The organism is Pseudaquabacterium pictum (assembly GCF_005403045.1).
GTDB classification, from domain to species: Bacteria; Pseudomonadota; Gammaproteobacteria; order Burkholderiales; family Burkholderiaceae_C; genus Pseudaquabacterium; species Pseudaquabacterium pictum.
Map to the genome: position 1 here is coordinate 17,321 of NZ_BJCL01000006.1, position 24,720 is coordinate 42,040.

At 70.7% G+C, this 24,720-nt stretch carries 20 protein-coding genes; all 20 read right to left on the reverse strand.

Annotated elements, in window-relative coordinates:
* Positions 1-4 precede the first annotated feature (4 nt).
* The 20 genes from FFT10_RS12815 to FFT10_RS12910 all read right to left on the reverse strand — a co-directional run bounded on the left by FFT10_RS12815 (position 5) and on the right by FFT10_RS12910 (position 24,598).
* Entirely contained in the window at positions 5-1,879 is a 1,875-nt protein-coding gene (locus FFT10_RS12815) for an ElyC/SanA/YdcF family protein (RefSeq protein ID WP_162520786.1), read from the reverse strand.
* A gap of 6 nt (positions 1,880-1,885) precedes the next feature.
* Positions 1,886-2,923 carry a glycosyltransferase family 2 protein gene (locus tag FFT10_RS12820; RefSeq protein ID WP_162520787.1) on the reverse strand — a complete coding sequence of 346 codons (1,038 nt, stop codon included), beginning with the start codon at positions 2,921-2,923 and terminating at the stop codon, positions 1,886-1,888.
* Positions 2,924-2,927: 4 nt separating this feature from the next.
* On the reverse strand, positions 2,928-3,959 hold the full coding sequence (locus FFT10_RS12825) for a glycosyltransferase family 4 protein (RefSeq protein WP_162520788.1): 1,032 nt from the start codon (positions 3,957-3,959) through the stop codon (positions 2,928-2,930).
* 37 nt (positions 3,960-3,996) lie between these two features.
* Entirely contained in the window at positions 3,997-5,205 is a 1,209-nt protein-coding gene (locus FFT10_RS12830; RefSeq protein WP_137733234.1) for a glycosyltransferase family 4 protein, read from the reverse strand.
* A complete protein-coding gene (locus FFT10_RS12835; protein WP_137733235.1) occupies positions 5,202-6,074 on the reverse strand; it encodes a polysaccharide pyruvyl transferase family protein in 873 nt (290 codons plus the stop codon). Before FFT10_RS12835 ends, FFT10_RS12830 begins: the two co-directional genes overlap by 4 nt.
* A gap of 12 nt (positions 6,075-6,086) precedes the next feature.
* A complete protein-coding gene (locus FFT10_RS12840) occupies positions 6,087-6,899 on the reverse strand; it encodes a class I SAM-dependent methyltransferase (RefSeq protein ID WP_162520789.1) in 813 nt (270 codons plus the stop codon).
* Positions 6,896-8,704: an ABC transporter ATP-binding protein gene (locus FFT10_RS12845; protein ID WP_228027093.1), complete on the reverse strand. Its 1,809-nt coding sequence runs from the start codon at positions 8,702-8,704 to the stop codon at positions 6,896-6,898. Before FFT10_RS12845 ends, FFT10_RS12840 begins: the two co-directional genes overlap by 4 nt.
* A 2-nt stretch (positions 8,705-8,706) precedes the next feature.
* Entirely contained in the window at positions 8,707-9,825 is a 1,119-nt protein-coding gene (locus tag FFT10_RS12850) for a glycosyltransferase family 4 protein (protein WP_228027094.1), read from the reverse strand.
* A complete protein-coding gene (locus FFT10_RS12855) occupies positions 9,822-10,898 on the reverse strand; it encodes an EpsG family protein (protein ID WP_137733237.1) in 1,077 nt (358 codons plus the stop codon). The genes FFT10_RS12850 and FFT10_RS12855 overlap by 4 nt, the downstream gene beginning before the upstream one ends.
* Before the next feature lies 1 nt (position 10,899).
* A complete protein-coding gene (gene asnB, locus FFT10_RS12860; protein WP_137733238.1) occupies positions 10,900-12,909 on the reverse strand; it encodes an asparagine synthase (glutamine-hydrolyzing) in 2,010 nt (669 codons plus the stop codon).
* Positions 12,910-12,912: 3 nt separating this feature from the next.
* Positions 12,913-14,019, reverse strand: coding sequence for a glycosyltransferase family 4 protein (locus tag FFT10_RS12865; RefSeq protein WP_228027095.1), 1,107 nt, complete (start codon positions 14,017-14,019; stop codon positions 12,913-12,915).
* Positions 14,016-15,257: a glycosyltransferase gene (locus tag FFT10_RS12870; RefSeq protein ID WP_137733239.1), complete on the reverse strand. Its 1,242-nt coding sequence runs from the start codon at positions 15,255-15,257 to the stop codon at positions 14,016-14,018. The genes FFT10_RS12865 and FFT10_RS12870 overlap by 4 nt, the downstream gene beginning before the upstream one ends.
* On the reverse strand, positions 15,254-16,711 hold the full coding sequence (locus tag FFT10_RS12875) for an MATE family efflux transporter (protein WP_137733240.1): 1,458 nt from the start codon (positions 16,709-16,711) through the stop codon (positions 15,254-15,256). The genes FFT10_RS12870 and FFT10_RS12875 overlap by 4 nt, the downstream gene beginning before the upstream one ends.
* A complete protein-coding gene (locus tag FFT10_RS12880) occupies positions 16,708-17,862 on the reverse strand; it encodes a glycosyltransferase family 4 protein (protein WP_137733241.1) in 1,155 nt (384 codons plus the stop codon). Before FFT10_RS12880 ends, FFT10_RS12875 begins: the two co-directional genes overlap by 4 nt.
* Positions 17,863-17,931: 69 nt before the next feature.
* Positions 17,932-18,600 carry a class I SAM-dependent methyltransferase gene (locus tag FFT10_RS12885; RefSeq protein ID WP_228027113.1) on the reverse strand — a complete coding sequence of 223 codons (669 nt, stop codon included), beginning with the start codon at positions 18,598-18,600 and terminating at the stop codon, positions 17,932-17,934.
* A 5-nt stretch (positions 18,601-18,605) separates the two neighbouring features.
* Positions 18,606-19,424 carry a class I SAM-dependent methyltransferase gene (locus FFT10_RS12890; protein ID WP_162520790.1) on the reverse strand — a complete coding sequence of 273 codons (819 nt, stop codon included), beginning with the start codon at positions 19,422-19,424 and terminating at the stop codon, positions 18,606-18,608.
* A 62-nt stretch (positions 19,425-19,486) separates the two neighbouring features.
* The gene (locus FFT10_RS12895) at positions 19,487-20,587 is read right to left on the reverse strand and encodes a DegT/DnrJ/EryC1/StrS family aminotransferase (protein WP_137733244.1); all 1,101 of its coding nucleotides are present in this window, start codon (positions 20,585-20,587) and stop codon (positions 19,487-19,489) included.
* Complete coding sequence (locus FFT10_RS12900; RefSeq protein WP_137733245.1) at positions 20,584-21,471, reverse strand: WxcM-like domain-containing protein; 888 nt, start codon at positions 21,469-21,471, stop codon at positions 20,584-20,586. The genes FFT10_RS12895 and FFT10_RS12900 overlap by 4 nt, the downstream gene beginning before the upstream one ends.
* 50 nt (positions 21,472-21,521) lie before the next feature.
* Positions 21,522-22,661: a Wzz/FepE/Etk N-terminal domain-containing protein gene (locus tag FFT10_RS12905; protein WP_228027096.1), complete on the reverse strand. Its 1,140-nt coding sequence runs from the start codon at positions 22,659-22,661 to the stop codon at positions 21,522-21,524.
* Positions 22,662-22,675: 14 nt separating this feature from the next.
* Entirely contained in the window at positions 22,676-24,598 is a 1,923-nt protein-coding gene (locus FFT10_RS12910) for an SLBB domain-containing protein (RefSeq protein WP_137733246.1), read from the reverse strand.
* Positions 24,599-24,720: the final 122 nt, after the last annotated feature.

Below are 24,720 nucleotides of genomic sequence, written 5' to 3' on the forward strand. Positions count from 1 at the left end.
GGACTCAGACCCAGCCCTTGAGGGCGTAGTAGGCCAGCGCCAGGTACTCGTAGGCGATCACCCGCAGGTTGCGCCAGCTGGTGCGCCACACGGGGGTCTGTGGCGGGGCGTCCACCGCCGCGTGGACCTGGACCTGCAGCCCGGGCGCCAATGCCTGCCACACCAGACCGACCCGCCTGGCGCTGTACGGTGACGTGACCACCACCACTCGGCGGACGCCCAGCCGCTGCAACTCGGCGGCGGCCTGGCGCACACTGTCGGCCGTGCCGCTGGCGATGCCAGGCACCATGGCGATGGCCTCCGCGGGCACCCCTTGCTCCAGCAACAGGGCGCGCACCACATCGGCTTCGGCCGCAGTGGCGATGCGTCCTGACGACACCACGATGCGGGGTGCCAGGCCGGCACGGTAGAGGGCCAGCGCTTCACCCACCCGCTTGGGGTAATGCAGCATGGTGTAGGCCGGCGCACCCTCGGTCGCGAACACCACCACGGCATCGGCCTGGGTGGCCTGGTCCTGCGCCAGCAGCGGGCGCGCCGCCAGCCAGGCCAGCGGCGTGTGGAACACCAGCGCATAGCCTGCCGCCAAGGCGACCGCCAGGCGCAACATGCGCCGCCGGCCGCGGTGCACCACCCCGAGCAGGCGGTCCTGCCAGCGCACCGGACGTTGGCTGCTCTCGACCAACCGCGCCTGCACCACGTCCAGCATCGCGCTGAAGCGACGCGGCCAGGTGTTGGCCTCGGCGGCGTTGATGCGCGCCTGCCGGCGCGCCGGGTCGGGGTGGGCCAGATGGTGCTGGATGGCGGCGACGAGGTCGTCGGGTGTGTCGGCCAGACTCAGCACGTCGCCGTGGCGCTGTTTGTACTCGCGCAGCTCCCGCATGCTGGTGGCCACCACTGGCAGACCCATCGCCAGATACTCGTTGAGCTTGCAGGAGTACACCGCGTCCGTGAAGCGGTTGCGCACGTAGGGGATCAGCCCGATGTCGAACTGGCGCAGGTAGCCCGGCACGGCGTCGTGCGGCCGGCTGCCCAGCAGGTGCACGTTGGGGCAGGCCTGCAGCGCCGCGGTGTCGCAGTAGGTCGGCCCCACCAACACGAAGCTGGCGCCGGGCAGGGCCCGGGCAGCCGCCACCAGCAGGGGCTGGTCGAACACCGGGCTGATCGCCCCGACATAGCCGATCAATGGCCTGGGCAGCATGGCCAGATCAGGCACCGGCGCCGCCGGCGCGCAGCGGCTGGCCGCGAACTTGTCGATGTCGACGCCGGCCGGGAAGTAGTGCACCTGGCTGTTGAACCGGCGGGCGCGCTCCATCAACACCGACGAGATGCAGAACACCGCATCGGCGCGTTGCATGAAGCGTTCCTCGTGCTGCACCAGGCGCGATGCGCCGTCCGACCCGCCCGACATGTCGTTGGCGCAGTAGTACACCAGCAGCGCCGGGTCCAGGTCTTGCGCCAGGGCGTCGGCCAGCGGGGTGGGCAGGAACGACACCACCACCGGATCATGGAAGCGGTTGGCCACCGACCATTTGCGGATGGTGCCCGCCAGCAGCGCCCGGTTGATCGCCAGCGCCAGGCGCGAGTAGGGCAGCGGCAGCACCAGCGGGAAGAGCAGGGTCAGGCCCGGCCGGACGTCGCTGAAGCCACGGGTGCTGCGCAGCCAGCGCAGCAGCCGGTCGCGCACCCGGCCGAAGTCGCCGCGGCGCGGGGCGCGCACACCGGTGTTCTCGACGAACAGCACCCGGTGGCCGGCATCCACCAGGGCTGTTGCCAGCTGCTGGTGCATCTGCCAGTTCTCGGCCCAGTTGATCGACGAGACGATCACCCAGTTGCGGGGCGGCTGGGGTCCGGGCATGGCGGTGGAGGCCGTGTCGCTCACGGCAGATCAGGGCTGCGACCGCCAGGCCTGGCGCAGGCGCACCAGCCCGCGGTGCACGCGCAGCCCGCCGTCGCCCGGCAGGCGCGACAGCAGGTCGTAGGCGAGGCACTTGGCCACGTGCAGCGGACGGTGCAGCAGCAACGCGCGGTGCTCCAGCAATGGGCCCATGCGGAACCCGTGGCCCTGCGGGATGTAGACATTCGAGACCCAGGCGTTGATCACCAGGTTGTTCTTGCGTTCGATCAGCAGGCGCCGCAACAGCGGGTCGCCGGTGGCCTGCAGCAGGCGCCGGGTGGTGGCCAGGTGCACCTCCAGATGCACTGGCGCCAGACGGGTCACCATGTTCTGCGCATCGCGATGGTAGATGCCGCCGACATGCGGACTCCAGGCCAGGCCGCCCGCGGCGGCGACGCAACGCACCCAGGTGTCGAGGTCGCCGCTGCGGGCGATCTTGTCCTCGGGGAACCCGCCGGCCTGCGTCAGGAGTGTCTTGCGCAGGCACACCACCCCGGTCCAGACAGGACGCGCACCACGGGCCTCCCACCGCAGGTAGTCGACCACGTCGAGCAGCTGATCGTCCTGCCGCTGCTGCAGGGCCGAAAAGCGGTCGAGCTGCCGACTGCCGTCGTGCAGCATCCAGCCGGCACTCAGCATCGGCATGCCGGGGTGCCTGGCCGCCAGCGCGCGCAGACGCGCCAGGTGTTCGGGCGTCCAGGTGTCGTCGGCATCCAGGAACGCCACCCATTCCGTGGCGGCGGCCCGCACACCCAGGTTGCGGGCTGCATAGCCCCCGGGGCCGGGTCGGTCACGGTGCAGCACGCGCAGGCGTGGGTCGGTGACGCGCGCCACCTCCTCATTGCTGCCGTCGGTGGATGGATCGCAGACCACCACCAGCGCGAAGTCCTGATCGGTCTGCGCCAGCACCGAGCGCAGTGCAAGCGCCACATGCGCGCGCTTGTTGTAGACCGGCACCACCACCGTCACCCAGGGTTGCCCCGCCGCAGGCGCTGCTGGCGGGGTGGTGTCTGCGTGGCGTTGGTGCATGTGGTCAGGCCTGGAGTTGCCGGCCGGCGGCATCGTGGTAGACCGCAGCGGTCTGGCGGCCGATCGTGGCCCAGTCGAACTGGTGGGCCTGCTGCGCGGCACGCGCGCCGCGCGCGGCCAGGTCGGGCGCCGTCACGGCGCATTGCAGGGCTTGCAGCAGGCCATCGGCCGTCCGCGGGTCGTACAGGAAGTGCGTGTCCCCGTCTGCATAGTCGGTGACCAGACCGGCGCGCGGTGCCACGGTGGCGCGACCGGCCGACATGGCCATCAGCAGGCTGCCGGAGGTGAACACGTCGTCGTAGGGCAGCACCACGGCGTCGCACCAGGCCAGCAGGTCGGCCAGCGCCGCATCGCTCTGGTGGCCCGGGTGCAGGCTGACCCGGCCGTCGTGGCCAGCCAGGTGCTGCAGCGTGTGCGCCAGCGCCGGATCGGACAGGCTGCCCGCCAGGCGCAGCTGGTGCGGGCCGGCGATCTGGGCGAATGCCTGCAGCAGGCGTGGCAGGCCCTTGTAGCCGCGCATCTGGCCGAAGAACAGCAGGCGCGTGCCGGCGTGTGCGGTGTCCAGCGGGCGGGGCGTGACGACACTGCCGTAGTGCCCGTGGTGGATCACCACGATGCGGTGCCCGGGCACGCCGAAGGTGGCCGCCACGGTGCCGGCAGCGCTGGCGCCGTGCACGATCAGCCGGCTCGCCAGGCGTGCCACCAAGCGGGCATTCAGCAAATCCAGCGCGGGCCGCCGGCCGCCATGGTCCCGCAGGTTGTGCACCGTCCACACGATCGCCCGGCCGCGCAACCGCCAGATGGCCAATGCGAGATGGAACACCAGCAGCCGCGCCAGTGCGCCGGCCAGCGAGGGTCCGGCCACCGGCTCTCCGATCCAGTGCAGGTGCAGCACGGTGCAGGGCGTGCGCGCCAGCACGAAGCGCAGCAACTGCACCACGCCGCCAGGCAGGCCGTGGCAGAACCAGCCGGCGTGCCGCGTGGCGTCGAACAGCAGGGCCTGGTAAGGGTTGCCGGTGGCGACGGGGTGGTGCATGGCCGCTGGCAGACCGCCTGACGAGACGCCGGCCATGTCAGCGCGGCCCCGCCCGCAGGGCCGCCAGCAGGCGCCTGGCCACGCCGCCCAGACCCGCCGCCTGGACCCCGGCACGCAGCACCGACCGCAGGCCGCGCCGTCCGGCTGCCAGCGCCAGCCTGGCCTGCAGGCCGCGCTGGTCGATCCAGCGGCTGCGGTGGCGCGGCGGCCCGGCCAGCACCCGCTGCAACATCGTCTGCAGGGCCGCACCCAGCGCGGCCTCGCTGCAGTGCGTCTGGGCGTACTGCAGCGCCGCCCGGCCCATGGCGGCGCGGCGTGGCTCGTCGGCCAGCAAGGCCCGGGCCGACGGCAGGATCTGCGCTGGCGGCACGAGCAGGCCTTGCACGCCGTGCTCGAAGGCGCCCGGCATGGCCACGCTGGAGGCCACCACCGGCACGCCCAGGGCGAAGGCTTCCATCACCACCCGCGCCACGCCTTCATGGTGGGCCACGTGCACCATCAGGCGGGCGTCCGCGATCAGGGCCTGCGTTGCGGCGGGGTCCAGGTGGCCAGGCAGGTGCACCGGCTGCGCCTGCTGCTGCGCCAAGTCCCGCACGGCCCGCCAGCCGTCGCCATCGCCCACCAGTGCCAGCCGGAAGGCATCGGCCAGCGGCAGCAGGGCGGCCTGGTTCTTGTTGGCGGTGAAGCGGCCGACATTGACGACATCGAAGCGCCGCGGCAGCGCGGCGGGCGCCACCAACGGCTCCACCAGCTTGGGCAGCACGCCGGCGCGGCCCAGCCGTGCGGCGGTCCGGAAGCTGTTGGCGATCTGCGCCGAGGTCTCCGCCAGGATGTAGTCGGCCTGGTCGCGCAGCACATCGCGCACCTGGCCTGCCGCCATCAGCACCAGCCGGAAGCGGTGGTCACTGTGCAGCACCAGCCAATGGGTCAGGCGGTAACCCAGGCCCTTGATGACGACCACATCGGGGCGCGCACGCTGCACCGCGTCAAGCAGGCTGGTCGACACATGGGCGAAGCGGTCGGTGCCCTGCGGCGTGTCCGTGGGCACCAGCCATGACCCGACCGGGTCGTCCAGGCGCCGCAGCGCGGACTGGCGGGACAGCAGGTACAACTCGGCGGTGTGACCGGCCGCCCGGCTCAGTTGCACCATGCGCCGTTCTCGGCCGATGCGGGCCTGCCGGTGGTCCTCGAACGGCGGCACATCCAGGTGCGGCAGCACGTAGAAGATGGTGGCGGCGGCGGTCATGCAGCACCTTCCGCGCCAAGGTGGACGCTGCCGCCGGGTGGTGCGGCAGCGGCCGCCGTCCACAGCTCGTGCGGGAAGCTGTCGAGCAGCGGCCCGATCGCAGGGCTGGGTGGCGGTTCGCCGCCCCAGCGCAGAGCCTGTGCCAGGCTGTCGGCGATGCGGACGTCGCTGCGGCCGGTGCCGAGGTAGTAGTCCTGGTACTTGAACGGATGCTCGGCCCGCGAACGCACCAGCCGGGCCGGCACGCCCAGTGCTTCGGCCACCACCACGGCGTGCAGCGAGGTGGCCACCACCAGCGCGCTCTGGGCGATGCGCCGCAGGCAGTCCATCCAGGGCGAGCGTGGGTCGAGCAGCGCGTCGGACGGCGGCATCCAGCCCAGGTCGTTGTAGTTGGGCACGATGGTCAGCGGGTGCGGCCGCTGTCGCGACAGCGCCACCAGTTCCGGCAACACCAGCGGCACCAGCAGCCCCGGGTCCCCGTACACAGGCGGGCAGGGCACGCCGCGGGCCAGCAGGAAGTCGCGCGTCAGCGGGCCGCGCACCGCACGCACGTCCAGTCGCGTGAAGCGGTGCAGTGCGTCCTCCATCTTGGCGTTGCGCCCGCTGCCCCACACCACGTCGCCGTCACGGGCGTAGTGCAGCACCGAGCCGATGCTGAGCAGGCGCTGCCGCGGTGGTCCGTCCGCGCGGGCGGGCGGCGCCTGCGCAGGCAAATGCACGCCGTGCCGGGCCAGCAGCCCGCGCACCACCACCGGCCCCAGCAGGTCGCCGAAGTTCGACAGCGGACGGCGCCAGGGCAGCCGGCTGCCCAGCCTGCCGGGCACCACCGGCAGCCGGGGGTCGTAGTGGAAGAGTTCGATCGCGGTCATGCAGGCGGCGGTTCAGGCCTTGCGGGCAGCCAACAGGCACAGGTGCCCCAGTTGTGCTGCCAGCCGCTGCTCCAGCCCGGCTTCCAGGCGGGTCCTGGCATCGACGGACAGGACCCGGCCCGCCAGCCGCAGCGCGCGCCACAGGCGGGGGGTCTCGTTCTTCAGGCCGTGGCTGGCCTGGATCAGCGTCGGTGTCTCCGGCACGAAGCCGGCGGTCCTCAACTGTGCGCAGACGGTCTGCGGGTCGAGCATGAACTGGTAGAAATCCGCCGGCGCGGCCGTGGCTGCCGCGCCGGTGCCGTCGGCCACCGGCCAGGGGCGGTACAGCCGCAGCGCCGCCTTGGTGCGGCGCAGCGGCGACAGCGCCGGAAACGTCAGGAACAGCATGCCACCGGGGCGCAGCACCCGCCCCGCCTCGGCCAGCAGACCCTGGTAGCCATCCCAGAAGTGCTCGATGACGCCGAACGACCAGTAGCCGTCGTAGCTGGCATCGGGCTGGTCGAGCCGGAACACATCGCCGACGCGCACATCCCAGCCGGGCCGGGCCGACTGCAGCCGGGCGACCGTCGCCTCGGCATAGTCGATGCCCGTGACCTGGTAGCCGGCGTCCAGCAGCGCGGCCATCTTGCCGCCGTTGCCGCACCCACCCTCCAGGAGGCGCGACTGCGGCGGCAGCCAGCGGCGTGTGGTGGCGATGTAGGGCCGCACCGCAGCGGCGTCGTACACCGCCACGGGTGCGCTGCTCCACTTGCGATCCCAGTAGGCCGGGGTGGCGCCGTGGTGCGTCTCGATCAGGCGCCGGCCGCGGGCGTCATGCCATTTCATGTGGCGCTGCCCTCCAGCATGCGGCGGAACTCGGCGCTGCCTGCTGCCAGCTGGTCGAAGTTGCCCGAGGCGGTGATGCGGCCCCGCTCGAAGACATGGATGCACTGGCATGCGCGCAGGGCCGTCAGCCGGTGCGAGATGACCAGCACCGCCATGCCCGTCTGCAACTGGTGCAGCCCCTGCATGATGTTGCGCTCGGTCACGCTGTCCAGCGCCGAGGTGGCCTCGTCCAGCACCAGCAGGCGCGGGTTGCGGTACAGGGCGCGTGCAATGCCCAGGCGCTGGCGCTGCCCACCGGACAGCCGCAGGCCATGTTCGCCCACTGGCGTGTCGTAGCCCTGAGGCAACTCGCTGGTGATGAAGCCGTGCGCCTCGGCCAGACGGGCGCAGCGTTCCACTTCGCGGCGGTCGATGCGGTCGACCGGCAGGCCGAAGGCGATGTTGGCGGCCACGGTGTCGTCGGACAGGTGGATGCGCTGTGGCACATAGCCGATCAGGGCCTGCCACGCGCGCAGGTGGCCAGCCTGCAGCCGTTGGCCGTCGACGCACAGCGCACCACTGTCCGGCGGCAGCAGACCCAGCACCAGATCCAGCGTGGTGCTCTTGCCCGAGCCGGTGCGCCCGACCAGGCCGATGCTGGCACCGGCCGGGATGACCAGGTCGATGTCCTGCAACGCCGGTGTGTCCCGGCCCGGGTAGGTGTAGCGCACCTGCCGCAAGGCCGCGCCTTGCAGGAAGCCCGGTGGCGGGCCGACGGCCGCGGCCGGCGCGGCCGCGGGCTGCGCCAGGTGGTCGAGCAGGTGGTTCAGCGCGGTGTTGCCGAACTTCATGCGTGACAGCGAGCCGTAGATGTTCTGCACCGCCGGGATCAGGCGGAAGGCCGCAAAGGCATACAGCGCGATGGCCGGCAGCGCGCCCTGCACGCCCTGGTTGCGCTGGGTGAGGTAGAAGAACACCAGCAGCATGCCGCCGAAGGCCACCACCTCGATCAGGAAGCGGGGCAGCTGCGCGGCGGCCTGGGCCTTGGCCTGCGCGCGGGCGTACTGGTCCGACGCCGCACCGAAGCGTTGCAGGAAGCCTGCCTCGTGGCCGCCGGCCTTCACCTCCTTCATGCCGCCAAAGATCTCCTGCAGCAACGCGAAGCGGATCTGGTTGGCCTGCGCGCGCTGCTGCCCCAGCCGGTGCAGCAGGCCGCGCGAGGCCGCGTAGATCAGTCCATAGGCCAGGGCACACCCCAGGCCCACATAGCTGGCGAGCAGCGGGTCCTTGGCGATCAGCAGGCCGAGCAGCGCCACCGCCACCGCGCCATGGGTGACCAGATTCATCGCCGGGATGATGACGCCGTTGAGCACCTGGTCGACTTCGCTGAGGATGGTCTTGCCCAGATCGGATGCGCGCTGCTGCAGGAACCAGGTGTAGTCGCGCGCCAGGTAACTGGCCAGCAGGCGCTGTCCCAGCGCGTGGCTGCAGCCGTGGGTGAAGTGCAGCAGCCGGCGCGTGGTGTAGGCCTTGAAGGCGATCGACAGGCACACCGCCGAGAACACCAGGCCCCCGAGGAACAACAGGAATGTCTGCGGATCGGCCATGCCCGGCCCGCCCTGCAGGAAGCGCAGCACCGCGCTGGTCTGTGCGGCGCCCGGATCGGCCAGCATCGCCATGAACGGCATGATCGAGGCCACGCCCAGCATGTCGAGCAGGGCCATCGCGATCACCATGCCCAGCAGGCGCAGGGCTTGCCGCCGCTCGCCGGCAGTGAACAGCGCGAGGATGCTGCGCGCCGGATGCGGGCCGGAGGCTGCGGCCATGCTCAACCCCCGGCCAACGCCAGGTAGCGGTCGATCACCTGCCGCTCGTCGAAATGCTGCTCGACGAAGGCCCGGCCTGCCGCCCCCATCGCGGCACGCTGCGGCAAGGGCAGGTCGATGAACCGCAGCAGCCGGTCGGCCAAGTCGTCGGCGTCGGCGGTGCGGCAGAGCCAGCCGGTCTGCCCGTCGCGCACGGTGTCGCGGCAGCCCGGCGCGTCGGTGGTGATCACCGGCCGGGCGCAGGCGGCGGCCTCGAGCAGCGTGCGGGGCACGCCCTCGCGGTAGCTGGGCAGCACCACGCAGTCGGCCTGTGCCAGCCAGGGACGCACGTCGTCGGTGGGGCCGAGGTAGCGGACCACGCCTTCGGCATCCCAGTCGGCCAGTTGCTGCCGCGGGATCGCCGCCGGGTTGGCCACGTCGGCCGGGCCCAGCAGCTGGAAGCTGGCCTGCGGGTGCCGGCGCCGCACCTGCCGGGCCGCGTCGACGAACTCGCCCACGCCCTTGTCCCAGAGCATGCGGGCCACCAGCAGGAACACTGGCGCCTGGGCAGGCCGCTCGGGCGGTGCGCTGGGCATGAACCGCTGCAGGTCCACCCCCGAGCCGGGCAGGCGCTCACACAGCCGGGCGGGCACCAGGCCGGCCTGGACGAAGCCGTCCAGGTCGTCCTGGTTCTGGAAGAAGACATGTTCGGCGCGGCCGAAGGTGCTGCGGTACAGCAGCTTGACCACCCGGGTGATGAACGACGGGCGGATGAAGGCACGGCCGAGGCCCGACACATTGGGCACGAAGCGCCGCCCCGAGGCGATGCAGGCCAGCGCGCTGTACAGGTTGCCCTTGGGGGTGTAGCTGAACACCAGATCGCACTGCCGTGCGCGCAGGCAGCGCCACAGCCGCAACACCGTGGCCAGCTCCCTGGCCGGGTTGGTGCCGGCGCCCGAGATGGGCACCGGCTCGAACGGCAGGCCGGCGGCCCGGATGCGCGACACCTGCGGTGGGTCGTCCGGTGCGATCGCCACCACCTCGTGACCGGCGGCGCGCAGCGCGGTCATCAGGTTGAGCCGGAAATTGACCAGGTACCAGGCCGTGTTGGCGACCACCGCAATGCGCAGCGGTCGCGTCACAGGCTGCCCTCCAGCAGCTGCACGGGCCACCAGCGGTATGGCAGCCACAGGTAGGCATGGCCGCCGAAGAACAGCCACACCGCGAGCACCAGGGCGCTGTAGGCCACCGTCACCCAGACCCAGCCGGGGTTGGGACCGTCGGGTTGTCCCAGCGCATTCGGCAGGCGCGACCAGACGAAGACCTGCAGCGGGATCCAGTAGAGCGCCAGGCGGTCCACCGCGGTGGACGAAGGCGACACCGCCAGCAGCAGCACGAACACGATGCCGCCCATTGCCATCCAGGTCCAGAAGCGTTGTTGCTGGGGCAGCAGCTTGAAGCGATGCCGCAGCAGCAGGAACACAGCCCCCGGCAGCGCATTCATCGCCACCCGCACGCCAGCGCCCTGCGAGTCGTATTCGCGCCCGATGTAGTTGACGGCCAGCGCATCCACCGAGTCCAGCACGATCAGCACGAACACACCCGCGGTGGCCGGCACCACCCACATCAGCGTGGCCAGGTTGATCTGCCGCCCCGCCAACACGGCCAGCGGAATCAGGATGGTGGCCGACTTGTGGAAGGTGGCCGCCACCACGGTCCACAGCACGAAGCGCAGCGTCTGCCCGCGACCCAGGGCCACCAGGCCCAGCATCACCAGCCCGATGGCGGTGCCCTGGCGGGTGTAGCCCATGGCCACCACCGTGACGAGGTAGGGCACGGCCACCACCAGGGCCAGCCAGGGCCTCGGCTGCACGCGGCAGAAGCTGATCAGGCCCCAGGCGAACAGCAGCGCACACACGGTGTTGACGGCGTAGATGTTGCCGCCCAGCTGGGCCACAGCCCAGTTCAGCAGGCTGTAGGCCGGGTCCTTCTCGGCCAGCGACTCGGCCAGCGTGTGCCGGCCGCCATTCGACATGTGCAACAGGTAGGTGTCCCAGTCGCCGCCGACCCGGTCGCGCAGGCCCACCACCAGCACCAGGGCTGCGAACATGCCCCACCAGGGGGCAGGCCAGCGTGGGTCGAAGCGGCGTTGCGGCCACATGTGCGTGGTCGCCAGCCAGGCGGCCAGCCCGAACAGGAGCCAGTAGGGCCACATGTCAGGCCACCGTCTCGAACCAGGCCTGGAACATCAGCACGGCCCACAGGGACGCGGTGTGGTCGCCCCTGCCGGCGAGATGCTGTGCCCAGCGGGCCGTGATCGGCGCCGGATGGAAATGGCCCTCGCGCGCGAGCCGGGCGGGGTCGAGCAGGGGTTCGGCCCAGGGCCGCAGCGGGCCCCGCAGCCAGTCGCCCAGGGGGATGCCGAAGCCCTGCTTGGGCCGCTCGATCAGCGTGCGCGGCACATGCCGGTCGAGCAGCTGGCGCAGTGCCCACTTGCCCTGGCCACCGCGGATGCGCATCGACGGCGGCAACCGCCAGGCCAGCTCGGCCACCCGGTGATCCAGGAAGGGCACGCGGGTCTCCAGGCTGATGGCCATGGCGGCGCGGTCCACCTTGCACAGGATGTCACCGGGCAGGTAGCTCACGCTGTCGCGGTACATCATGCGCGCGGCCAGGTCGGGCAGGCCCGTGCCGGGCAGCGGGTCGTCCAAGGCGGTGGTCGGCCCGGCAGGCAGCATGCCGTCCGCCCGCACCACCTCTGCCGGGTCCTGCCACTCCGACACCAGGCGCAGGTACAGGTCGTCGGCCGTGCGGACGCCACGCAGGCTGCGTCCGAGCTTGTGCAGCTTCTCGCCGACGCGTGCCACGCCATCGCTGCCGCGGCGCTGCCATGGGGCGGCCAGCCGGTCCCAGGTCGGTGCCGACAGGGCGGTCAGGCTGCCTGACAGCACCTGGCGCAGCGGGTAGGGGATGGCGCCCAGCCGCCGCCACAGGCGTGGTGTCCAGAAATAGCGGTTGTAGCCACCGAACAGCTCGTCGCCCGCGTCGCCGGACAGCGCCACCGTGACGCTCTGGCGGGCCGCCGCGCACACGAGGTGGGTGGGGATCTGCGACGAGTCCGCAAACGGCTCGTCGTACATCACCGGCAGCCGGGGCACCACCGCCAGTGCATCGGTCCCGGTGACCTGCAGCACCTGGTGGTCGGTGCCCAGGTGGCGCGCCACCGCTGCGGCATGCGGGGACTCGTCGTAGGCGGGGTCGTCGAAGCCGATCGTGAAGGTCTTCACCGGGCGGCTGGACTGCGCCTGCATCAAGGCCACCACCAGCGACGAGTCGACGCCACCGGACAGAAACGCGCCCAACGGCACATCGGCCAGCGACTGCTGGGCGACAGCGCGCTGCAAGGCCTGCTCCAGCAGGTCCAGCGTGCCTGCATCGTCGGGCAGCGGGTCGGCCGCACCCTGCCGCGCCACATCGGCCAGCGACCACCAGCGGACCAGCGAGAGGTTGCCATGCCGCGATGGCGGGCGCAATCCGGCCTCGGGTGGCGGTGGCACCGGCACGCTCAGGCTGATGCGGCATCCCGCTTCCAGCTTGTAGATGTGGCGGTGCATGCTGTAGGGCGCAGGCACGTACAGGTAGCGCATGTAGAGCGCCAGCGCCTGGCGGCACACCGGGCTGGCGAAGCCCGGGTGCGCGCGCAACGCCTTCAGCTCCGATCCGAAGACAAACGTGCTGTCCCGCCCTTGGCCGACCCAGCCATAGTAGAGCGGCTTCTCGCCGAAGCGGTCGCGCACCAGGTGCAGCACGCGGTCCTGGCGGTCCCACAGCGCGATCGCGAACATGCCCACGGCCCGCCGCAGGGTCTCGTCCAGCCCCCAGTGCTCGATGCCGCGCAGCAGGGTCTCGGTGTCGGAGTGCCCGCGCCACGGCAGACCGGCGCCCTCGGACTCCAGAGCCCGTCGCAGGTCGGCATGGTTGTAGATCTCGCCGTTGTAGGCCATCACGTAGCGACCGCTGGCCGAGGCCATGGGCTGGTGGCCTGCCGGCGACAGATCGACGATGGCCAGCCGCCGGTGCACCAGGCAGACGCCGGCGTCGGCATCGGTCCACAGGCCCTCGTCGTCCGGTCCGCGGTGCACCAGGGTGTTGGCCATCCGCCGGCCGTGACTGGCCAGGGCCGCGTCGGGGCCGGGCAGGCCGATGAATCCGGTCAGGCCGCACATGTGCTAGCGCCCTCCGCCCGGCTGCGCCGCGGCGCGCAGCAACCGCGCGATGTGGGCACCCTGAACCTGCATCGAATACTCCTCCTCCATCCGCTGCCTGCCTGCCAAGCCCCAGCGCCGCCGCTGCACGGGGTCATCGATGAGTGTCTGCAGGGCCGCCTGCCACTCGGCAGGCCCATCGGCCAGCATGCCGGTGGCGCCGTGCACCACGATGTCGCGGTTCACGCCCACCGGGGACGCCACCACGGGCAGCCCGCAAGCCATGTATTGGATCAGCTTGTAGCCGCACTTGCCCCGTTCCCAGGGTTCGTCGGGCAAGGGCATCACGCCGATGTCGAAGCCGGCGATCAGCGCAGCCTCGGTGTCCTCGGTCCAGGTCTGCACCTGCACCGGCACGCCAGCCAGCCGCTGCGCCATCGATGCGCTGGCCCCGACCAGCACCACCCGGGCGCGTTGCCGTGCGCACACGGCCTGCAGGACCGGCTGCAAGGCCAGCAGGTAGTGCTCGGTGGCTGGTGAGCCGATCCAGCCGATGACCAGCGGCTCACCCGGGACCGTCTGCGTCGGCCTGACCTGGTAGCGCGCCACGTCCACGACCGTGGGGACCAGTTCCACGCAGCCGGCACCGGCCTGCGTGGCGCGGGCCGCCAGGTAGCGGTTGCCCACGCTCACACAGCTGGCTGCAGCCATCAGGCGGTCGATCTTGCGGCCGAGCAGGGCACGCACGCTGGCCCGCTGCGAGAGGTCGTACTGGTGGAAGACGGCGTCGTCGTAGTCCACGACCACCGGCATGCCGGCGGGCAGGCACGCGCCCTCCAGCAGCCAGGGCAGGTATGGAAACAGTTCCTTCTCGATCCACAGCACATCGTGCTGCCGCGCACGGCGCAGTGCCCGCCAGCGCCGCGCATAGGCCGTCAGCACCCGACCGGCCCGGCGTTGCTGCCGCTGGTACAGATCGTCGAGGTACAGGTCATCGAACAGCGGAAAGACATCGACCTGGATCCCCGCGTCGTGCAGCATGGGGATGAACTGCAATGCCCGAAGCCGACTGCTGGCGCCCAGCCGGGTGTAGCGGCTGAAGCAGGCCACGCGCAGCGGGTCGCCGTTCACCGGACCTCCGGGCTGACAAGCAGCGATTGGTAGATGGCGCTGTAGCGTGCCACGCCTTCGTCCAGCGAGAAGTGGCGCCGTGCCGCATCCACGCAACGCGCGGCCACGCCGGGCTCGGCGCACAGCGCCAGCAACGCCGCCAGGCCCGCGTCCAGTGCGGCAGTGTCGAAGCGCTGCAGTGCCACGCCCACGCGGTCGTCTTCAAGCACGCCCGCCATGTCGCCGACGCCGGCATTGGCCAGGCAGGGCACGCCGCAGCCCAGCAACTCGGCCAGCTTGGTGGGCGCCGAGGCCTGCTTGGAGTAGACCGGTCGGATGAAGAACACCGCCGCATCCATGCGCGCCAGCTGTGCCGGCACCTCGGCATGGTCGGCGCTGCGCAGTTCGACCGCCTGCGCGGGCACGCCGGCGTTTGCCAGCGCCTGGCGGATGTGGTCGTGCTCGCCACGGTTGATGATCAGGATGCGGGCATCGGGTTGCAGTTGCAGCAGGCGGGCGAAGCAGGCTGCGACCGCATCGAACAGATACCAGGTGCCGGCTGATCCGACGTAGCCCAGGGTGAATCGCTGGTCGGCATGGGCATCCGGCCGTGCCATCGGGCGGAAGCGGTCCAGATCGGCGCAGGTGGGAATCACCGTGAACGGCGGTGTCCGGCCGGCCAGGTAGTCGAACTGCTGCATCACCCCGACCGCCGCGTGGGTGAGCGACACCACATGGTCGGCGCGCAAGAGGAAGCGCTGCTCGAAGCCCTTGGCCATGCGGTACAGCCCGCTGTCGCGCGGCCAGATGCTGCCGTCCACCCGTTCATCGGCCCAGAAGCCGCGCATGTCGAACAGGAAGCGTGCGCCGGTCAGCCGTTTGATCGCCAGCGCCATCACCGACGGCACATAGCTGCGTGCATGCACGATGCGCAGGCGATGGCGCCACGCCAGCACGCTGCCGGTGGTGATGCCCACCAGGATGTCCCAGGCCGTGGCCAGCGCCGACGGCCGCTTGTGGTAGCGGCGCGGGTGCCAGTGGATGCCGGCAGCTGCCATGCGCGCATGCACCCGGGCCAGCGCCGACGTGTCCGCCAGGTCGGCGGGTTTCTCGAAGCTGAGCAGGTGGATCGGACGCTGCGGCGCCAGCCGCTCGAGATAGGCCAGCACCTGCGACTGGCCCAGTGGCTCGAGCATGCCGTCATAGGAGAGGTACAACACCCCGCCGGCGCGGCTTGCACGGATCGGCGGGCGGCTCATGCGCGCCCCCAGCGTGGCAGCCAGCGCGGACGCAACGGCGCCAGCACCAGCAGGATCACCACCGGACCGAGCAGCCAGGACACCTGCGGCGCCAGCGTCCCCAGCGGCAGCACGGTGCCCAGGTGGTCCAGCGCGCAGCAGGCCAGTGCGGCCAGTGCGCAGCCGGCCACGGTGCGCAGGGTGGTGCCGTCGAGCAGGCCGCTGCGCAACGCGTGCACCAGGGCCAGCGCGGTCACGCCAACTGCGGCCAGCGCGTGGGCCAGCACATAGGCCCAGGCGCCCCAGCGTGCAGCGGCCAGCAGCACGCCGGCCAGCAGCAGACCGTGGTAGGCCGCATAGCCGATGAAGTAGGCCCGCTTCTGGCCCACGGCCAGCAGGTAGGCGCCGAGCACCGAGACGAACATGTAGCCGAGATCCGCCCCGAAGTAGACCGGGATGAAGGCCTGCGCGTCCAGGAAGCTGCGCGTGTACACCAGCGACACCAGCAGCGGCGCCGAGATCACCACGGCCACGCAGCCGGCACAACCCAGGCGCATGCTGGCCACCAGGGTGCGGTGCAGTTCGACACGTGCAGCCGTGGTGTCCCCCGACGCCGCCGCGGCCGGGTGCAGGTGGCCCCAGACGCCAGTCATCACGAATGGCAGCAGGTATGCCGAGAGCGCTGTGACCACCTGCAGGTACCCGTTGGCCGACTCGCCAGCCACCGCAGTGAGGTGCGCGCGTGCAGCGAACAGGCAGCTCAGGCCGAGTGCCGTCGTCGAGAGCATCAGCACGCTGTACGACAGCAGCGGCCGGATGCGGGCACGCTGCACGCTGAGTCGCCCGAGGATCTGGCGCGTCGCCGTGGCGCGTGCCGAGAACAGGGTGTAGACCGCGAACAGCACCAGGCTGCCCAGCAGCGACGCGGCCAGCGCGCCCGGGAGGCCGAAGAACCAGGCGCCCAGGCCGAACAGCAGCGCGTCGCACACGGCAGCAACCATGTTGCTGCGCACGTAGACGTCGAAGCGGTCCACCAGGAAGGACAACCCCTCCCACAGCACGTTCGCGAACGACACCACCACCGCCGCCAGCGCCAGCGGCCACAGGCTGATGCCCTGCGCGGCGAACGCGGCCAGCCAGCCCCCGCCGAGTGCCTGGCCGAACAGTGCCAGCGCAGCCAGGAACACCGTGGCATTGAGCCCCACCAGGGCCAGCGCGGTGCCCAGCACCTGGCCGGCTGCAGCGGCATCGCCGTCCACCCAGGCCGGCCGGCCCAGGTTGATGACGCCCACGGCCAGGCTCATCGACACCAGGCCCACGGCAGTGGCCTGGAACTGCAACCCCAGCGACAGCAGGCCCACGCCTTCGACGCCCAGCACCGACGCCAGCACCTTGATCTTGACCAGACCGGTGAACAGCTTGACAGCGCTGAGGCCACCGCCCTGCGCGATGCGCCGCAGGAAGCCCGGCTTCATGGTTGCGGCGAGCAGGTGCTGTACCAGCCCTGCAGTTGCTGCCAGTAGGCCGCCTCGGAGAACTCGACCACCACGCGCTGGCGGCCGAGCTGCCCCATGCGCTGCCAACGGGCGTGGTCACCCACCATGCCGCGCATGGCTGCCGCCAGCGCCTCGGCCTGGCCGGCAGGCACGACCAGGCCTTCCCGTCCATCGGCCACCGAGCGCTCCGCGCCGGGAAAGTCCGACACGATCACTGGCTTGCCGGCGGCCTGGGCCATCACCAGCGTGAGGGCCGGACCGCCTTCGTCGTCACCGTTGCTGGCGCGGATCGATGGCGCCAGCACCACGTCGTGTGCCTGCAGCATGTCCACGTAATCGGCGATGAAGTTGCCGCTCTGCTGGTTGTTGACCACCCGGACCGCCTGTCCCAATCCACGCTCGGCCACGGCCTGCACCAGCCAGTCGGTGGGCCCGTAGCCAAAGCAGGTCAGTTGCACCGGAAGGCCTGCATCGCACAGCTGCCGCATGGCGTCGAGCAGCAGCTTGTGGCCCTTCTTTTCGACAAAGCGTGCCGGAATCAGGAACCGGGTGGTTGGGGTCGGCGTGGTGCCGATGTCCGGGATCGCAGCCAGGTCGATCGGCAGGTTGGCGATGCGGATCTTGTCGGCCGCACAGCCGGCGTCGACCAGACGCTGGCGTGCCTCATCGCACAACACATGCAGCAGCGTGGCCTGCCGGAACACCATGGCGTAGGCCCGCAGCGTGTCGGTATCGCGCAGGGACTGGCTCACGTCCATGCCGTAGAACGAGACCACCATCGGCAGGCTGGGCAAGGCGTGGCGCTGCACCAGCGCCGCGGCAGTGGTGCCGAAATGCAGGTGAAGCACCTGCGGCGCGCCGGCCTGCACCCGCGCCTGAACCAGCCGGGCGAAGCGCGCCAGGTCCAGAGGGCGCCGCAGGCGCCTCGCGATGCGCGCAGCCAATGCGGTCGAGTTCGACTCCGCCGGCGCACGGCGGCGCACCCAGGAGGTGTGGGGCAGGGCGGCCGCGCCGTTGTCGATGAAGGCCTGGCAGACCACTTCCGACTGGACTCCGTGTGCCAGGCAGAGCGGGTGGGCCCGGTCGAACAGGTTGGGCGAATAGTCCTGCCAGAGGTGGGTGATCTTCATGGGGTGGCTGCCTCGGGGCCGTCCGCCGACAGGCGTCGGGCCGGTCGGCGGACCCGCCGGCAGCGGAATTCAGTGGCCCGGCGCCGGCTGCCGGCCGGCCACCGCGATGATGGACTTGGTGTAGATGCGTGGCAGCTCGCTGTCATGGCCGCGCTCGAGAATCAGGATCGCCTTGTAGGCTGCCATCCACGCGGCCCGCAGCGCGTCGTACACGCGCGAGCGCAGCCGTGGATTGGCAGGTCGCCGTTCACCGCCGGTGAACCACTCGTGCAGCCCGCTGGCGGTGAACAACCGGCGCATGGCGTGCTCAGTGTAGGCGGTGCGGATGAACGGGTCCTTCAGCTCCGTCATCCGCGAGGACAGCAGCGACCCGTTGAAGTACTCGACCAGCAGCACGCCGTCATCGGCGAGCGCGTCGCGCAAGGCCGTCATGTAGGCCAGCGCCTCGCCACGGTCGATGTAGTAGATCATCTGCTTGGCGATGATCAGCCGGAAGCGACCGCGCTGGGCCCGCAGGTAGTCCAGGCCGACCTCGGTGCATTCGAGCGTGACGCCGGGCAGTGTCCCGATGCTCGCCAGTGCCGCGGCGTCACGGTCCACCCCATGCACCTGCCGGAAGCCCTTGTCGGCCAGGAACCGCAGCACCCGGCCGTCGCCGCAGCCCAGGTCGAGGATGGGGGCAGCGTGGTCGGCAGGCAGCCAGCGGCTGTAGTTGAGTTCCAGTGTCGAGTCGGCCATGGGGTTCACTGCGCCTTGCGGCGATCAGCTTGCCGTTGCAGCACGTAGAGGTGGGCGGTGCAGCCCAGCAGCGGGCTGAGCTGCTGCCGGCGCGAGGTGGACAGGTGCGCACCCAGCAGCATGTCGCCGGTGAGGAACATGCCGTTCTGGCGGTAGCTGCGCAGGGCCCAGCCGGCGTCGTTGAAGTACCGGTCCCAGGCCGCTCGGCTGAAGCGGCGCAGTTCGGTGAAGCAGGTGCCTTGAGCGCCATGGGCGTGCGGCACCACGCGGCGGAGCACCTTGGCCAGCAGCGGCCGCGGTGGTGCTGCATCACCTGACGGCTGTGCCGCCGGCGCGCCGGCTGCCACCGGCGCCGTCGGCCGTGGCCGCAGGAGGCGACGCCAGACATCGCGCAACAGCGCCGGGTAGAAGGCGAGCAGCGACCAGGCGCGCCAGGCGCTGGTGGGCACATAGTGGATCGCATGACCGCCAGCGGCCAGCACACGCGCCATTTCCTGGTTCAGGGTGGCGATGTCTTCCACGTGCTCGAGCACGTTGGAGCTGTAGACGATGTCGAAGGCGGCATCCGGGAACGGAATGTGGCGGCCGTCGAAGTCGATGATGGGCCAGATGCGGGCCTTGCCGTGGTTGCTGGTCGGGATGTCGATGGCCGACACCGCATAGCCGCGCCGTGCCAGTTCACGCGCCTGCCAGCCCGTGCCCGCACCGATCTCGAGCACCCGGGCGCCTGCCGGCACGGTAGCCTGCAGGATGGCTTCGATCTGCGCGAGTTCCGACAGCCGGATCGCCTCCAGGAAGTCGGTGGCTTTGTTGTTGTCTTGCATGGATGCACTGTCGCCTGTGACACCACCACGGTCAGGTGATGGGTGCGGCACCACCAGGGGTGTCAGTCGTGGAAGAACCCGGCCACGGCGTCGGCCACGGCGGCGGCCTGCGCCAGCCCCAGGTGGGGGCCCATCGGCAAGCTGAGCACCTCGCGTGCCAGGCGGTCGGCCAGCGGCCATTGCGGCGCCCGGTCGGCGAACTCGCGGTAGGCGTCCTGGCGGAATGGCGGGATCGGGTAGTGGATCAACGTGCCGATGCCAGCCGCAGTGAGATGGGCTTGCAGGGCGTCACGCTGCGGGGTGGTCACCACATACAGGTGCCAGGCATGGGTGGTGCCCGGCGCCGCCGCGGGCAGGCCCAGGGGCAAGCCCTGCAGGCGCTGCTGGTAGAGCTCGGCGATGGCTGCGCGGCGCTGGTTCCAGGCCAGCAGGTGCGGCAGCTTCACGCGCATCACCGCTGCGTGGATCGGATCGAGGCGGCTGTTGGCACCCTTCTCGATGTTCACGTACTTCACCGCCGAGCCGTAGTTGCGCAGCAACGCCACCCGGCGGGCCAGACCCGCGTCCTGGGTGGTGATGGCGCCACCGTCTCCGAACGCACCCAGGTTCTTGCCGGGATAGAAGCTCCAGCAGACGATGTCGCCCGTGCTGCCCACCTGCCGCGTGCCCAGGGCCGCGCCATGGGCCTGGGCGGCGTCCTCCACGAGTCTCAGGCCATGGCGTTGGCACAGCGCAGTCAGCGCGTCGATGTCAGCCGGCTGGCCGTACAGGTGCACCGGCATCACCGCACGGGTGCGCGGCGTGATCGCCTCCGCGACGCGCTGCGCATCCAGGCAATGCGTGGCCGGATCGGGCTCCACCGGCACTGGCGTGGCACCCACCTGGCTGACAGCCAGCCAGGTGGCGATGTAGGTGTTCGATGGCACGATCACCTCGTCACCCGGTCCGATGTCGAGCGCCCGCAGTGCCAGCACCAGCGCATCCAGACCGTTGCCGAGTCCGACGCAGTGGGCGGCACCGGCGAACGCGGCAAACTCGGCCTCGAAGGCTTCCACCTCCGGGCCGAGGATGTACCAGCCCGATGCCATCTGGCGCGCCACGGCGGCGTCGATCTCCGCCTGCAGTTCCAGGTAAGGGGCTTTCAGGTCCAGAAAGGCGATCATGGGTGGATCCCGCGGAATTGCAGGAATTCGTCGTAGTTGCGGATGTAGTCGCTGGCGTCGTAGTACTCCGACGCGAAGACCAGCAGGGTGCCGGTGGCCGAGTACTTGTACTGGATGCCCCAGATGCCGGCTGGAATCAGCAGCCCCATGTTCGGCCGGTCGAGCAGCACTTCCTCGCGGCGCCGCCCGTCGTCGACAACCACCGACACCGTCCCGCCAACGCACACCAGGAACTGGTGGCAGCGCTTGTGCGCATGCTCGCCGCGGGTCTCGCTGCTGGGCACGTCGAACACCACGAAGTAGCGCTTGGGCTGGAACGGCACGTTGCGTTCGAACTCACCGACGGTCAGGTCGCCGCGCAAGTCGCGGATGCGGGCGTAGTGGTGCACCGTCACGCCCTCGACCTGCAGCGCGACCACGCCCGGGCTGTCCTGGCGCGGCACGACCGTGGGCGCGCCGCGGGCGGCCTGGGTGGCATCGTCGATGTAGCCGGAGATCGTCGCGGGGTTGCCGCCCACGATGGCATGTGGCGGCACGTTGCGCCGCACCACCGTGCCCGGCTCCACCCAGGCATGGTGGCCGATCTGCACACCTTCGCAGAGCACCGAGCCAGCGCCGATGTGGGCATGCTGGCCCACCTGCACCACCGTGTGTGGATCGACGGACGGCCCGGGACGCGACCGGGCCAGGCAGACGCCGGGCTCGAGTCGGGCACCACGACCGATCTGGATGTCGCCGATCAGCGTGATGCCGCCGGCCAGGACGGCATCGGGTCCGACGACGATGCGGCCGCGCAGGTGGCAGTTCGGGCCGATTTGCGCGGTCGGATCGACCTGGACGCCGGCGTCGAGACAGCTGCTGGCATCGATGGGTGCGGATGGCATGGGCGGGCAGGCGCGCTGGGGTTCGTGGAGCCGGGCGGCAGCAGGGATCGTCAGGCCGCGGCCAGCGCGGTCCTGCGGCTGGCCATGCCGGCCTGCAGCAGCACGCCGATGGCCAGGACCACCGCCGTGATGGCCATGGCGATGGCGGTCGCCCGCAGTTTGCGTGGCCCGCTGTGGATCTCGGGCGGCGATGCGACGTCGATGACCTGCACCGCGTCGCTCTCGCGGCTCTCGTCCGCACGGGCCACCTCGAACTGGCGCGCATACAGATCGAACAGTGTCTCCTGGTACTTGTAGTCGCGGAACCGGGCGATGTAGTCACCGGTGTCGCTGGCCTCCGGCGGACGCTCCGACCGGGTCAGCTGGCGACGCAGTGCAGCCAGCGTGGCCTGCTGCCGCTGCACTTCGGGAGCACTGTCCGTCAGGCTGTCGCGCAGTGCCTGCAGTTGCACTTCGGCGGCTGCCACCTCCAGCTGCAGCCGCGAGTAGGTCTCCGCGGTGGTCTTGGGTTCGGACCGCAGCACGCCAGCGTTGAAGCCGCTGGCCTGCAAGTTGCGCTGGGCATCGGTCAGGCGATCGCGCGATTGCGCCAGCAGCTTCTCGAAGAACATGCGGCGCCGCTGGGCCTCGGTCAGGGCCAGGGAGGCGTTCAGCCGACGCAGCTCGGCGACGTACTGGTTGGCGAGATTCGCGGCGCGCTTGGGGTCGGTGTCGCTGACATCGACGCTCACCAGACCACTGGACTTGCTCAGTGCGATGCGCGTGTTGCTGGCCAATTGCTGGCGTGCGTGGGCACGCACCGGCTGCCCGTAGACCTCGTTCAGCTTGAACTGGTCGATGATGCGATCTGCCACGGTGGCGCTCTCCAGCAGTGCCACGTACTGGTCACCTACATTGCGCGCATTGCCGATGCCGCCCGGCAGCGCGCCGCCCAGCGACCCCAGTGACGCCAGCGCTGCACCGGCACCGCTGCCGCTCTGCTGCGGCGGCATCAGGGTGGTGCTGGCGGTGAAGACTTTCGGCAGCGTGAGGGTGTAGCCGTAGACAAGGCATCCCACCAGCAGCGGGACGCCCAGCATCAGCTTCCAGCGGCGTCCCAGGACGGCCAACAGTTCGGCGGGGCTCACGCCGGTCGCAGCTCCGGCTTGCATGGCGCTGGTGTCGAACTCCGCGCTCGTGCTGTTGCTCATGCGTGGGTTTCCGCTCAATTGAAGGCGCTCTTGATGCCGGCGATGCCCAGACCGAACTGGTACAGGATCTGCGTCCAGTCCTTCGCGGCTTGGACCCAGGTGATGCGGCTCAACTCGTCGGGCACGAACACCGTGTCGCCCGGCTCGGTGGGCAAGGTCTCGAGCTGATTGCCGCGGTTGAGCCAGCTGGTGTTGACCAGGCTGCTGCGCACGGTGCCATTGGCGCGCACCACAAACACGCTGCCGTGATCGGCGTGCCGCGTCGGCCCACCGGCCAAGCGCAGGAAGTCGCCCACCGTGCGCCCGGGCGAGTGCAGATAGCTGCCCGCACTGAACACACTGCCGAACACGCCGACGGTGTTGGGCCGCGGCGGGATGTACATCCGGTCGCCGTCCTCGACCGCCAGCTGCGGCAGGGTGGTCGCCTCGGGCGGGATCTGCAGCACGATGCGACCGGTGGGCCGGATGGCGCGGAGCTTCTCGAGCAGCCGGGCGCCTGCTTCGGCACTGGCCGCTGCGGTGTCTGCCTCCTCGCGGTTGGCCGCACGTGTCGCCACCGGCGTGCGGACCAGCTCGGTCTCGAAGTCGCGCAAGGCCCGGTCGTAGTTCACTGCCTGCAGCTGCCGAACGCTCACCCGTTCGAACACGGTGCCGTACAGGAAGGCGCTCTGCGTCAGTCCGCCCGCCGCAGCGATCGCATCGGACGTGCTGCTGTCGGGTGGCAACACGTACTCACCCGGTCGCATCACTTCGCCTTCGACCCGCACGCGCTTGTTGCGCGGCACCACCGACTGCACCACATCCACCGCGCTGAAGGCCCGCAGCACATCGCCATTGGCCAGTGGCGCGCTCATCCCGGCCGGCAGGTCGAGCAGCACGACCCGGTTGCCGGCACGGTCAGACAGCCGCTCGATGCTGAGACGGCTGGTCTCGGCCACCGCCGACAGGCCGGCGGCCATGCGCATGGCATCGCCAACGGTCTCGCCCGGCTTCAGTTCAAGGATGGCGGGCCGGTTGACGCTGCCCATGATGGCCACGAGAGGACCGACCGGTCCCACGTGGATGACATCATCTGGCTGCAACACGACGTCTGCGCTGCGGTCGCCCTTGAGCAGCAGGTCGTACAAGTCGAACTTGGCGACCACGCTGCGGCCACGGCGCAACTGCACATCCCGGAAGCTGCCGGACGCTGCCGGACCACCTGCCCGCAACAGGGCCTGGGCCAGCGTGGACAAGCTGCTCAGGGACAAGCTGCCGGGGCGTTCGACAAAGCCGGTGACGAAGACACGCATGCCGCGGAGCTGGCCGAGCGACACACTGAGCTGGTAATTCCGGAAGACTTGCGCCACCCGGCGACCGATCACATCGGCCAGGTCGGACTGGCGCACGCCCGAGACCAGCACCGTGCCGACGCGCGGGATGTTCACGCGCCCGACCCGATCGACCACCAGGCGCAGATCGGCGTCCACCGAGCCCCAGATCGTCAGCACGAGTTCGTCACCAGGCTGCACCAGGTAGTCGGGCGGCACGATGGGGCTGCTGGGAATGGTGCCGGCCAGCAGCCCGTCCTCGGCGTTTTCTGCCAGTTCGGCACCCAGCCTGCGCACATCCCTGCCTTCAGGGAGGCTCTGGACGTAGCGTTCGAATTCGCCCAGTCGCGGCGGGATCAGCCGGTTCGGCGTCTGCTGGGCCGCCAATGACTTGCCAGCGGCCTGTGCCGAGACCTGCTCGGTCGCGGGCACCGCTGCCGGGGCTGCCCCTGCATCGCGAAGCTGGATCGGCGCCCCCGAGCTCTGCGGGGCCTGGGCGACCGTCGACGTCTGTGCCTGCAGCCAAGCTGGCAGGAGCATCGTGGACACGAACATCGCAGTGATGCCGGCCCGCCGCAGTCCGCGCGGCCAGCATGCAGGCTGGGCGACTTGATTGAAAGCGTTCATTGAAATCTTGTTACAGCCTCACTGGCCTTCGCCGGGTGCGTTGCAGTTGCGCGAGGCCCTGATGCGCGCCTTGCGGTCGCGACCTGCGCGGGCAGTCCAACTTTGGATTCTAGCGGTGGCCT

Bases quoted from the DNA above. Each gene is read 5' to 3' on its own strand.
- FFT10_RS12820 (WP_162520787.1), bottom strand. From the start codon at position 2,923: ATGCACCAACGCCACGCAGACACCACCCCGCCAGCAGCGCCTGCGGCG.
- FFT10_RS12825 (WP_162520788.1), bottom strand. From the start codon at position 3,959: ATGCACCACCCCGTCGCCACCGGCAACCCTTACCAGGCCCTGCTGTTC.
- FFT10_RS12830 (WP_137733234.1), bottom strand. From the start codon at position 5,205: ATGACCGCCGCCGCCACCATCTTCTACGTGCTGCCGCACCTGGATGTG.
- FFT10_RS12835 (WP_137733235.1), bottom strand. From the start codon at position 6,074: ATGACCGCGATCGAACTCTTCCACTACGACCCCCGGCTGCCGGTGGTG.
- FFT10_RS12840 (WP_162520789.1), bottom strand. From the start codon at position 6,899: ATGAAATGGCATGACGCCCGCGGCCGGCGCCTGATCGAGACGCACCAC.
- FFT10_RS12845 (WP_228027093.1), bottom strand. From the start codon at position 8,704: ATGGCCGCAGCCTCCGGCCCGCATCCGGCGCGCAGCATCCTCGCGCTG.
- FFT10_RS12855 (WP_137733237.1), bottom strand. From the start codon at position 10,898: ATGTGGCCCTACTGGCTCCTGTTCGGGCTGGCCGCCTGGCTGGCGACC.
- asnB (WP_137733238.1), bottom strand. From the start codon at position 12,909: ATGTGCGGCCTGACCGGATTCATCGGCCTGCCCGGCCCCGACGCGGCC.
- FFT10_RS12870 (WP_137733239.1), bottom strand. From the start codon at position 15,257: ATGAGCCGCCCGCCGATCCGTGCAAGCCGCGCCGGCGGGGTGTTGTAC.
- FFT10_RS12875 (WP_137733240.1), bottom strand. From the start codon at position 16,711: ATGAAGCCGGGCTTCCTGCGGCGCATCGCGCAGGGCGGTGGCCTCAGC.
- FFT10_RS12880 (WP_137733241.1), bottom strand. From the start codon at position 17,862: ATGAAGATCACCCACCTCTGGCAGGACTATTCGCCCAACCTGTTCGAC.
- FFT10_RS12885 (WP_228027113.1), bottom strand. From the start codon at position 18,600: ATGGCCGACTCGACACTGGAACTCAACTACAGCCGCTGGCTGCCTGCC.
- FFT10_RS12890 (WP_162520790.1), bottom strand. From the start codon at position 19,424: ATGCAAGACAACAACAAAGCCACCGACTTCCTGGAGGCGATCCGGCTG.
- FFT10_RS12895 (WP_137733244.1), bottom strand. From the start codon at position 20,587: ATGATCGCCTTTCTGGACCTGAAAGCCCCTTACCTGGAACTGCAGGCG.
- FFT10_RS12900 (WP_137733245.1), bottom strand. From the start codon at position 21,471: ATGCCATCCGCACCCATCGATGCCAGCAGCTGTCTCGACGCCGGCGTC.
- FFT10_RS12905 (WP_228027096.1), bottom strand. From the start codon at position 22,661: ATGAGCAACAGCACGAGCGCGGAGTTCGACACCAGCGCCATGCAAGCC.
- FFT10_RS12910 (WP_137733246.1), bottom strand. From the start codon at position 24,598: ATGAACGCTTTCAATCAAGTCGCCCAGCCTGCATGCTGGCCGCGCGGA.